Genomic DNA, 10,767 nt, shown 5'->3' with positions numbered 1-10,767 from the left:
TCGATCCCCGGTGTTCTGGCTATTAAATTGCTTGCAAATGGTGATGTCCAACTAAGCTTGGCGGATGGTCGAACGATTGCTGTCACCGCCGAGAACGTTCAAATTCTGGAAAACGGCGCGATGCTTGCCGACGGGTCGCCGCAGAAATTGCTCAATTCAGTCTCGCAGCGGAAGCCGCCGGAGCGACCGCCGCCGCAGGCGGTGAGCGGCGCGCTTGCATTAGGTGGGCTGGTATCGCCGGTGCAGCCGCTGCTGGCAGAGGTGGTCGCGGAGGGGGCGGGAGTGATGAAGACCCCGAGCCAGCTACGGTCGCCACAGAACCTCCTCGCCCACCCAGCCTTAACCTGCAGGGATTGCAGACAAATGAACTTAATAATATCAGCAGCAAATCAGCGACCCCCGTGGGCACAACTTCGGTAGAAGTAACCATTGGTTCCGTCACCAAAGCTGTCACACCAGATATCAATGGAAACTGGAGCGTTTCGCTGACTCGCCGAAACGGCTGCGCCCTCAGGAGTTTCAACGGTAACAATTCGTCATCTGGATGGAATGGGCACGGAACTATCGGTGGATACCGCAAAGTTTGACGTCGATACAGTCCCGCCTACATTGGCAATTACAGCGTTTTCAGCTGGCGAAGTTTTGAATGGCGCAGAACAGAATGGCGCTCTCGAAATCTCGGGCACAACAGATGCGGAAAATGGCCAAATTGTCACCGTAACAGTCGGTGGCCAGACCTATCAAGGGACAGTTTCTGGGGGCAGTTGGGGCGTCTCGGTACCAGCCGTTGATCTTGCGGCTTTACCGGACGGAGCTAACATAGCAGTAACGGCAGATGTAACTGACCGCGCAGGCAATCCCGCCGTTCAGGTAAATGATGCATTTGATACAGACTTCTCTGCTCCTACTCTGACTCTGAACCCTGTTGCCGGCGGATCCATCGATCTTGCGGATGTTGGCGGCGATCTGGTTCTGACGGGGACAACCACCGCCGAGAACGGTCAGGCCGTTACCGTATCTTTCGACGGCCAAGATTATGGCGGAACCACTTCGGGCGGCAGCTGGTCGGTGACGATTCCAGATGCGGATCTTTCTGGGCTGGCCGCAGGGTGCCGCCACCATTTCTGTTGCGATCAGCGATGCTGCGGGTAACTCTGCAGCACCCATTGTTGTCTCTGTACCGGTCGATCTCACTGGTCCTTCGATAGCAATTACTCCCTATCCGTCGGTTCTGTCCTGAACAGCTGAGGTGGGTTCTGATCTGACCGTAAATGGGACAACAGGAAACGTATCTGACGGTCAGCAAGTTTCGGTCACTCTGAACGGCCAAACTTACAGATTTGGTATCGGGCGGCAGTTGGAGCGTGAATATTTCAAGCGCAGATCTCATAGCACTCGCTGATGGCGGAAGCTTCAACCTGACGGCCGATGTTACAGACGCTGACGGCCTACCGGCTCCGCAGGACGTTGTCGGCCTGTCCAAAGATGTTTCAGCGCCCACATTGAACATTGACAGCTTCTCGCATGGCCCAGTCATGAATGCGACAGAGCGTGATACGGACCTGACCGTCTCAGGAACCACTTCGGCTGAGGATGGCCAAACGGTGACCGTATCCCTCAACGGACAATCCTATACGGGTTGTTATTGAGGAGGGTCTTGGATTGCTACCGTACCTACCGCAGATTTGGCGCTGCTGTCAGATGGCGCAACGATATCCGTGACTGCAAATGTCTCCGATTCGGCTGGTAATCCGTCATTGCAGGCTTCCGGCAGCTTCGACACTGACTTCACACCTCCAGCATTGGTGATTTCGTCCCTATCCGATGGTCCGGTGATAAACATCGCCGAGCAGGTTACTGATTTGGAAATTTCCGGAACGTCCAACGTCGGTGATGGAACACAAGTTACTGTTCAAATTGTAGCTTCAGATGGCACTGTTTTGCTAAGTGGTTCCACCCCTGTCAGTGGAGGTGGCTGGACTTACACCGCGGCCGCATCTGACCTGAGCAGTTTACAAGATGGGGCATCATACACCGTAAATGCTTTGGTTTCCGATGCCGCTGTGAATGACAGTAGCGCCTCGGCAAGTTTCAGCACGGACCTTGATGCACCTACGATTACGATGAACCCTCTGACTGTGGGTCCTATACTGGACGTGATTGAACAGGGATCTGATCTGAACGTTTCAGGTTTCACCTCCGCTGAAGATGGACAGTTGGTTACTGTCAATCTGAACGGTGCGGATTATACTTCGGTGGTTTCTGGTGCTGGGCTACGGTTATCCCTTCTGCTGATTTGCTTGGGCTCGCAGATAGCAGCAGCTTTCAGATCACAGCATCGGTCCAGGACGCAGCAGGGAATCCGGCAATTGACGCAACAGCAACGTTAGATACAAACTTCCGTCCTATCCTGAGCCTCAATACGCCCGGAACGAACGGAGCAGTTTCATTAACCGATGTGCAAAACACTGGATTAACGATCTCTGGTGGTTCTGCGGGTTTAACGCCAGGTCAGGCGATTGATGTCACGCTAAATTCAGTTTCCATCGGCAGTGCAACCGTTGCCGCTGATGGAAGTTGGAGCCTTGCAGTGTCCGCTGCAACCTTCGCCTCGATCGATGCTGGAGACTCTCTCGATTTTTCTGCACAGGCAACTGTGTCTGGTGGTCCGAACCCCTCCCCAATTTCGGTTGAAACCTTCGCTCATGTGCCAGCCGCTTATACTATTTCTGAGGTTGGTCGAAGCGGATCGACGGTGACATTTGAGATCTACGCAGACCCGGATCGCGATATTTCCAGCGGGCTGGCATTTACAGCTGATCTGGGCTTTGATTCTTCGATTGCGACTTATGACAATGGGTCCGAGATCGAGAACGCGGATTTCAACCTGTTCCTTGCGAACCCAAGCGGAGGTTCAACGATCAGTTTCGCCGGAGCTGCGACAAGCTATGGAGATTTGTCGCAACCAGTTGTTACATTCACGATGACCGTGCAGGATGCAACCAAACCGATAGTGCTGACGTTGACCACACCGGATGGCGGGCCGTCGCAACTTCATCTGGGCACCGCTGGGGCTGATCATCTAATCGGGTCAAACGTCGACGATGTCATCCATGGCGGCGATGGAAGCGATATGATTGACCTCTCAGGCGCGGGTCGTGACGTTGTTGTGTTTGATGCAGATCCGGCGGCGAATGGCCTGGATAGTGTTCGCAACTTTACACTCGGTCCGGCAGCGAGCGTATCAGACGCGCTGCTATTTCATAATCTCGATGCAAGTACGCTGCGCGGTGACGGTACTGGAGTTGAGTTGCTTATGGCAGGAGGCACAATCGGCTCAAACACCGGCTTCGTTGGTTTGGAAACTTCACTTGCTGATCTGGATGTCAACACGATTGCCAGCGCTGCAGAGAACCTGACAGGTGCTCAGGCCGGAGACGAGATATATCTTCTTGCAACAGATGGCTCTGACAGCCTTCTTGTCAAAGTCGATTATTCAAGCCGGGTTCAGCGTCGGTAGAAACACTGGCGCAGTTTGAAGGGCTTGCGGACCTAAGTGCGTTGACATCAGACAACGTCCTGTTGACCGACCCGACCGGCACTTCTGCGTAAATCGCCGATAGGCATTTGGCGAGATTACCTGAGCTGATCTCGCCTTATCCTTACAAGAGGTTTGTATGACAGAGAATGGTCTTGTCCCCGTACATGTTGGGCGTCATCGCAACTTTTTCTGGCGTCGTTTCACGTCTTTCGGATTTGCCCAAGGAATGGCCGGATGTCCGATCGTCGTTTCAGAAATATCTCGGATTGCGTCTGCGTTCCCCATTGTGTTCCAGCGGCAGGGGGATGATTTCATACCGACGGCGCTGTTTTCAGTCGCTGCTGGCATAGCGTCACCCTTTGTCGATCCAAATGGGCATTGGCGTGCGCCGTATGTACCGTCAGCGCTTCGTTCCTACCCGTTTTACGCAGGGCCTTCTAGAAATTCCGACGTTCCTGCGGTGCAAAAGTTGTGCCTGTACGTAGATGAAAACTCTGGATTGTTGACGCGCGATCCACAAGATAATCCATTTTTTACCGATCAAAATAAACTGACTCAGGACCTCCAGGACGTGTTGCAGTTTTTGCAACATCGTGAAGCCGCAGCAATCACAACCCACCGCCTTTGCACATTGCTTGCAGAAATGGAGCTTTTCATTCCCCTTCAGGATTTTGAAGGGATCGCTCTGCCCCCAGCATGTTGGGGCATCGATAGAAAAAAACTAAATCGCGTTCCGGATGTTTTCAATCTGACGCTGATAAAAAATGATGCATTTGAACTTATCCACGCTCATCAGATTTCGTTGTCGCAATGTGCATGGCTAGCACAAGCGCAGAGAGGCTCAGAATACAATCATTCGTCTTCGAGCGACACTCTAAACGGGTTCTTAACCGCGATGGCCAATGATGTAGCCCATGATCACACAAACGCAGAGCCGATCAATGAGATGGGCTAACTATCTATCAAATCTACCGTTTCTGGCGACCGTGCTTTTTTCTACTCAGAAAACAGCGCCAAACCTAAATTGTGAAAAGCGGGTAACAACTGCGAGCCGATCCGTAAATTCGAATGATCCGGTGATCGTCAAATTAAACTATTGGGATAGGCTCACATGAAAGTTACCCATGGTTCTTTAACACCGCTAGAATCTTGCTTGTTAAATGTAGCAGCCACGCTCGAACGCACTTTGACAATTTCGACACTGTCTGCCGCACGGTCGGGTGAGGCGGATGATCTAACCGTTCGCGACGCGATAACCTTGGCGCAAAATGCCGGAATGCAGGTTGGTTTTGGAGCACAAAAAATCAACGCATTTGACGCAACACTGGCGCCAGCGATCCTGTTGTTGAATGATGATCGTGCCGTCGTATATCATGGCCGCTCGCAATCGGGTGATCTCTTACTCTTTGATCCAGCGTTAGGCGATGGCGTCGGAGAAATTTCTGAGGGAGACTTTCAGGAAGCATATACAGGCTATGCCTTACTTTTTCGACGGTCGCACGATGACGAGGTCGGAACCTCTGACGCGAGGCACGAAGGGCACTGGTTCTGGTCCGCGCTCGCGGTGAATCGCTGGTCCTACTTTCAGGTCGCGTTGGCGGCTGCGATGGCGAATATTCTGGGGCTGACGACTTCAGTTTTCATAATGATTGTCTACGACCGGTGTTGCCGAACGAAGCAACAGGTCTCTTAGCTCTGACTTTTGGCGTGTGCTTGGCTTTGATATTCGACTTTGCGCTTAAGCTCTTGCGCGCCGGTTTCATTGACCGCGCCGGACAACAAGCCGACAAGTTCATGGGGCGGCGCATCTTCGACCAGATGCTGAATATCCGCATGACCGCACGGCCAGGTTCAGTCGGTGAAATGGCCAGCACGATAAGAGAATTCGAAACCCTGCGTGAGTTCTTTACTTCGGCCACTTTGGTTGCAGTTGTGGACTTGCCGTTCATCGCCGTCTTTATCCTTACCATCTACCTCGTCGGGGGGCCATTGGCGCTGGTTCCAGCACTTGCCGTACCGGTTGTTTTGCTGAGCGGGTTGGCCGTCCAACCAATGTTGTCACGGCTGGCGGAAAACAGCTTTGCCGATGGACAGTCAAAACAATCTGTGCTGGTCGAGACAGCAACTGGTCTTGAGACGATCAAGACCACAGCAGCAGGTCGGAAAATGCGAACACGCTGGGAGAATGCAATCGCGCGCCAGTCGGAGCATGGGGCGCGTAGTCGCGCCATTACCCAATTCGCACTGAACCTGACTGGGCTTACTCAACAAGCCGCGCAAGTGTTGATTGTGTTCTACGGCGTATTTCTTATTGCAGATGGCCAAACCAGCATGGGAGCGCTTGTAGCATCAGTTATGCTGACTGGACGGGCTTTGGCGCCATTGGGCCAGTTGGCTCAGACACTTACGCGCATCAATCATGCGCGTAGTGCTTTTTGCAATCTCGATAAGCTTATGCAGGCAGATAACGAACGGCCGCAGGGCCGGTCATGGGTGAGCCGACCCGAGATTTCCGGGCGCATCGCGTTTAATAATGTCCATTTTACTTACCCCGAGCAAACAGACGATACGCTAAAGGTGTTTCCTTCACCATCGAACCGGGTGAAAAAGTCGCTATCCTTGGCCAAATTGGATCGGGCAAGAGTACGATTGCGCGATTGCTGCTGGGTTTATATCAGCCGCGCGTGGGATCTGTAATGCTCGATGGGCTGGACATCCGCCAAATCGATCTCGGAGAATTGCGTCACAACGTTGGCTCGATCCTGCAAGATATTTGGCTGTTCTCTGGTTCAATCAGGGACAATATTGCCAGCGGTATGATACGTCCGCGCGATAGCGATGTAATCCGCGCGGTAGGTAGCGGGGTTGAGGATTTCACCGCCAAGCACCCGCGCGGTTACGACCAACAAATCGCCGAACGTGGTGAAGGCCTGTCAGGCGGTCAGAGACAATCAGTTGCTCTGGCTCGGGCGCTCATCGGCCGCCCCCCGGTGTTGGTGTTGGATGAACCGACAAGTGCCATGGATATCAAATCCGAGGCGGAGACAATCAAAAGGTTAAAATCTGCAACGCAACACACCACGATGGTGATCGTGACACATCGTACAAGTTTGTTGGAACTGGTGGACCGCGTCATCGTGATTGAGGATGGCAAGGTCGGCATGGATGGACCCAAGGGCGTTCTTGCGCAACATGTTCGCAATCCCGGGAGGCATCTGAATGTTGCGGCATCCTGAATTCAAACAGCTCGCGCGCGAAATGCAGGGGCAGGCACCGCTCCGGGGATCCGTGTTACTGTTCCTGATTGTGGGATGCATCATCACCGCGGTTGCGTGGGCAAATTTTACAGAGTTGGACGATGTTGTACGCGCCGACGGCCGCATAGTACCCTCCGGAGACATTCAGGTTATTGAAGCCACCGAGCCGGGGGTTCTGCAATCTCTGCATGCATATGAAGGGCAGCTGGTCGAAGCCGGAGCGTTGTTGATGGAACTCGACAGTAACCAGATTGAACGTGAGTTAATTCAGGAACAACAACGCGCATATGCTTTAATGGCGCGTGCCCAGCGACTGCAGGCGGAAATAGACGGGAGTGATCTGCAGTTTGGCGAACCCTTGTTGAGCGAAGCTCAAAGCGTCGTACGATCAGAAACAGCGCTGTATCGGGGGAGGCAAGCTGAACTTGCCTCCGAGATTGCAATTCTGACGAGACAACACGAGCAAAGACAGCGCGAGTACGAGGAGGGTTTGGTGGATCAGATTACAACAATGGAAACATTGAATGTTCTGGCTGAAGAGCGCGCAATGATGGAGCCTCTGGTTGAGCAACGCATGGAACCTGTAACTACATTGCTTGCATTGCGTCGGAGTGAGGCAGAATGGACTGGCCGAAAGCCAGGCTGAGGCGGTGATAAGCCGCCTTAAGGCCGGTCTTAACGAAATAGATGAAAAAGTAAGCGCAACGCGCAGCAGATTTCGCAGCACTGCACTTACGGATTTGGCATTGGTTACGGCTGAGCTGTCGGCGTTGCAACCTGCCCTGCCCTCGCTACGTGACCGGGTGTCGCGCGCGCAGATTCGTGCTCCGGTTCGAGGCATCGTAAATCGCATCCACAGTACGACAATCGGAGGTCTGGCGCGCAGCGGTGAAGAATTGATCGAAATCGTCCCATTGGACGACGGATTGTTGGTGGAAGCTTACATTCGCCCCGATGACATCGCATTTTTGCATGCAGGACAACAGGTTAAAATAAAGATTACGGCCTACGATTATTCTCGATACGGCAGTTTAGACGGTGAGATCATTCGCATTGGAGCTGACGCAGTAACGCGTACTGAACGGGTGAAGAAGAGGTCTTCGCAGTTGAAATTCAGACCTTGGACACCATGCTAGACGGATCTGGTATGGCGGTCGAGATCATACCCGGAATGATCGCGGAAGTTGATATCCTTGCGGGCCGAAAAACGGTGCTGGATTACCTGATCCAACCGGTATTGAAGATCAAGGACCGGGCCCTTCGCGAATGAGCTCTCGTCTCAAGAAATGCTGGCTCATTCGTCGTGGCGGTAAATTGACAATTGTTTGAAAGGGATGCTCATCGCCAGGCAACGTCGCCTAGAAAGATGTACCCTGCCCCGTAGATAGTTTTGATCAGGCGCGGATTTTTGGGGTCCTCTCCCAATTTTGTCCGCAACCGTGAGATACGTACATCCATCGCCCTATCAAAGCTGTCACCAGCGCCACCACCTAAAATCTCTTGCATACGGGCCCGACTGATAAGGCGTTTGGGACTTTCGAGGAAGAGGCGCAGAACCTCACCTTCGGCGTGGCTGAATGGTGTTTCCGCACCATTTTCATCAATCAGAACATATCGGTCAAAATGCGCGGTCCATCCGTTGAATTCGGCGGCATCTGAGTTTTGCACAGCAGGACCAGTAGACCGCAAGCGGGCGCGAACACGCGCAATGACCTCTGCGGGGTCGAAAGGTTTGGTTATGTAGTCGTCCGCCCCAAGTTCGAGCCCTGTCACTCGATCCTGCACCTGTGCCCGGCCAGAGATGATAATGACAGCGGCCCCCTGCTCGAGCGCAAGGCGATGTACCAGTGCCAGTCCATCAGTATCAGGGAGCGACAAATCCACAAGGCAGACATCTGGCGTGACCCGCTTCAACGACGCTTCGAATTCACGCGCGCGCGCAAAGCTTTGGGTTCGAAAACCCGCATCTTCGAGAGCGCCTGTCAAAATGTGCCGTATTTCAGGTTCATCATCAAGAATGGTCACCAATGGTTGCGTCATCTATGCGGCCTCGATACGGATCAAAGCGGAAAGCTGCTCTGGTGTGAAAGGTTTGCTCAGGACAGGCGCGCGTTTCAGCGCTTGATGATGCAACGGATCGGAAATCGGTAGGGATGTCATCAGGATGCAAGGCAAGCACCACTCAGATGGTCGACGATATCGATACCGGTGCCTTGACCCTCAAGCCGGATGTCTGATAGCACCAGCGTGATATCTTCAATATCGGACGTCAAAGTAAGTGCTTCTTCAACCGAGCTCGCTTCGATGACGGAACAGCCCAATCCAATCAGAATTTCCCGAAATTGGCTGCGTAATTCATCGTTGTCCTCAACCAAAAGTACAAGACCCGCCTGAGAGGGCGCCGCTGGTCGGAAAGGCAGGCGAATTACAACCGATGCACCAGAAGGCGTGTTCCGTAAATTCAGATCGCCCCCGGCGAGCTTTACGGTGTCATAAACCATCGGAAGCCCCAGCCCCGATCCATCGCTGCCTTTGGTGGTAAAGAACGGATTTAATGCTTGCTCCAGCGCTTCCGGAGTAAAGCCTGAACCCGTGTCCGAGACCGTAATTTCGATCCAAATGGTTCCGATCGCATGCACACTGATGGTAATTTGACCGGACGTACCACAGGCGTCTCGGGCATTCAGCACGAGATTTAGTAGAGCATCCTGCACCATACCTGGATCAAGCATCAACGGCTTGTTGGGCAGAGTATTTACGACTGACAGTCCCATTCCGCGCGGTAAGGAAGGTGTGGCCAGAATGCGCAAGTCCTCGAGTAGCCCGCGCATATCCGTCGCCTGTGGTTGGGGTGTGCGATTGCCAGTCATGTCTGCGATGCGGTTCAACAATTGCCCGCCTCGCCGTGCGGTCTGTTGCGTGGCGGCGATCAGTTGGTCTGCTTCTTCAGGCAAATCCATCTTCTCCAGACGCGCCTGCATGCCAAGTATTATGGTCAATAAATTCGAAAAATCGTGCGCGAGCCCACTTGTCATTTGCGCCGCCATCGCTCTGCGTCGCGTTTGCTGAAGGGCGACACGAGCTTGTGTCTCTTCGGTAATATCGACCGACATGACATAAACACCACCAGCTTTGTCTGGCGTGAAGGACACGCGAATGCGGCGCGATCCTGATCCTCGGTAAACTCAAAACCGAAGGTTGGCCGCCATACGCCTGTTCCAGATGCGGTTTTACCCGATCATAGGCCGATTGCCCCAAGGCCTTTGATATGTGAAGGCCTAGAATGTCAGACGGGCGGCCGGGCATAACCGAACTGAGGCGGCGGTTTGAGTAGTCGTATCGTCCATCAGTATCCAGATGCGCGATATGAGCCGGCATCATCTCGGTTGTCATCCGCGTGCGCGCCTCGATCTCGGTCAGTTGACGCTTGGCTTCTTCCAAAGCGGTAATAGTTGCTGCAAGTTTGCGGTTGGTTGCGGAAAGCTCTTCGGCGTGTCCTAAAAGTTGGCCGGACAGTTCTTCTGAGCGGGTTCGCAGCAATTCTTCGACCTGTTTGGTGCGCGTAATGTCTGTGTAAACAGCCACCCAACCACCATTCGGCAAGGGCGCACCTTCGACCGAGATCACTTGGCCATTGGGTCGAGTACGCTCCATGTAGTGTGGCTCGAACGCCAAGGCCTGAGCGACACGGGTCTCAACCATTTCGGCGACATCACCGTCCGGGCCGTACTCGCCACGGCTGGCGAGAAAGTGAATGGTGTCGTGGAACAATGCACCTGGTTCGACAAGTTCATCCGGCAATCCGAACATTTCCTGAAATCTCAAATTGCTGACTACAAGGCGCAACTGACTGTCATAGATCGACAGCGCTTGCCCGATCAGGTTCAGGCCAGCCGTTGTCATCGCCTTAATGCGTTGTTCAGATATCTCCAAATTCATCCTCCCCTGCGCCTATGGGTAACACCAGTT

The 10,767-nt window shown here is 53.4% G+C and carries 12 protein-coding genes and 2 pseudogenes; 12 read left to right on the top strand and 2 right to left on the bottom strand.

Annotated features, from left to right (window positions below):
* The 12 genes and pseudogenes from ACR3EJ_RS23205 to ACR3EJ_RS23150 all read left to right on the top strand — a co-directional run.
* A partial coding sequence (locus ACR3EJ_RS23205) for a hypothetical protein (RefSeq protein WP_480423634.1) occupies nt 1–420 on the top strand: 420 nt, incomplete at its 5' end.
* 129 nt (nt 421–549) lie between these two features.
* The gene (locus tag ACR3EJ_RS23200) at nt 550–1,152 is read left to right on the top strand and encodes a hypothetical protein (RefSeq protein WP_480423632.1); all 603 of its coding nucleotides are present in this window, start codon (nt 550–552) and stop codon (nt 1,150–1,152) included.
* A gap of 383 nt (nt 1,153–1,535) precedes the next feature.
* Nucleotides 1,536–1,697: pseudogene (locus ACR3EJ_RS23195) on the top strand (hypothetical protein); the annotation flags it as partial.
* 21 nt (nt 1,698–1,718) lie between these two features.
* Complete coding sequence (locus ACR3EJ_RS23190; protein WP_480423654.1) at nt 1,719–2,390, top strand: hypothetical protein; 672 nt, start codon at nt 1,719–1,721, stop codon at nt 2,388–2,390.
* Nucleotides 2,391–2,590: 200 nt separating this feature from the next.
* Nucleotides 2,591–3,520 carry a hypothetical protein gene (locus ACR3EJ_RS23185; protein ID WP_480423630.1) on the top strand — a complete coding sequence of 310 codons (930 nt, stop codon included), beginning with the start codon at nt 2,591–2,593 and terminating at the stop codon, nt 3,518–3,520.
* Between the two features lie 157 nt (nt 3,521–3,677).
* Nucleotides 3,678–4,496, top strand: a complete 819-nt coding sequence (locus ACR3EJ_RS23180) for a SapC family protein (RefSeq protein WP_170544152.1) — start codon at nt 3,678–3,680, stop codon at nt 4,494–4,496.
* Nucleotides 4,497–4,727: 231 nt separating this feature from the next.
* Nucleotides 4,728–5,234 (top strand): cysteine peptidase family C39 domain-containing protein, encoded by a 507-nt coding sequence (locus tag ACR3EJ_RS23175; RefSeq protein ID WP_480423627.1) that lies wholly within the window; start codon nt 4,728–4,730, stop codon nt 5,232–5,234.
* Nucleotides 5,235–5,254: 20 nt separating this feature from the next.
* Nucleotides 5,255–6,238 carry an ABC transporter transmembrane domain-containing protein gene (locus ACR3EJ_RS23170; RefSeq protein WP_480423625.1) on the top strand — a complete coding sequence of 328 codons (984 nt, stop codon included), beginning with the start codon at nt 5,255–5,257 and terminating at the stop codon, nt 6,236–6,238.
* On the top strand, nt 6,133–6,777 hold the full coding sequence (locus ACR3EJ_RS23165; protein WP_480423652.1) for an ATP-binding cassette domain-containing protein: 645 nt from the start codon (nt 6,133–6,135) through the stop codon (nt 6,775–6,777). The genes ACR3EJ_RS23170 and ACR3EJ_RS23165 overlap by 106 nt, the downstream gene beginning before the upstream one ends.
* Nucleotides 6,761–7,444, top strand: coding sequence for an HlyD family secretion protein (locus tag ACR3EJ_RS23160; protein ID WP_480423623.1), 684 nt, complete (start codon nt 6,761–6,763; stop codon nt 7,442–7,444). The genes ACR3EJ_RS23165 and ACR3EJ_RS23160 overlap by 17 nt, the downstream gene beginning before the upstream one ends.
* On the top strand, nt 7,410–7,934 hold the full coding sequence (locus ACR3EJ_RS23155; protein ID WP_480423621.1) for a beta-barrel domain-containing protein: 525 nt from the start codon (nt 7,410–7,412) through the stop codon (nt 7,932–7,934). Before ACR3EJ_RS23160 ends, ACR3EJ_RS23155 begins: the two co-directional genes overlap by 35 nt.
* A complete protein-coding gene (locus ACR3EJ_RS23150) occupies nt 7,928–8,068 on the top strand; it encodes a hypothetical protein (protein ID WP_480423620.1) in 141 nt (46 codons plus the stop codon). The genes ACR3EJ_RS23155 and ACR3EJ_RS23150 overlap by 7 nt, the downstream gene beginning before the upstream one ends.
* Nucleotides 8,069–8,136: 68 nt before the next feature.
* On the opposite strand, the gene ACR3EJ_RS23145 is transcribed toward ACR3EJ_RS23150, so the two are convergent.
* A complete protein-coding gene (locus ACR3EJ_RS23145) occupies nt 8,137–8,838 on the bottom strand; it encodes a response regulator transcription factor (protein ID WP_170544146.1) in 702 nt (233 codons plus the stop codon).
* Nucleotides 8,839–10,737: pseudogene (locus tag ACR3EJ_RS23140) on the bottom strand (PAS-domain containing protein). It abuts the gene before it with no gap.
* Nucleotides 10,738–10,767: the final 30 nt, after the last annotated feature.

It is taken from the genome of Ruegeria sp. AB11, from assembly GCF_056536325.1.
This window is presented reverse-complemented; position numbering and strand designations above follow the sequence as displayed.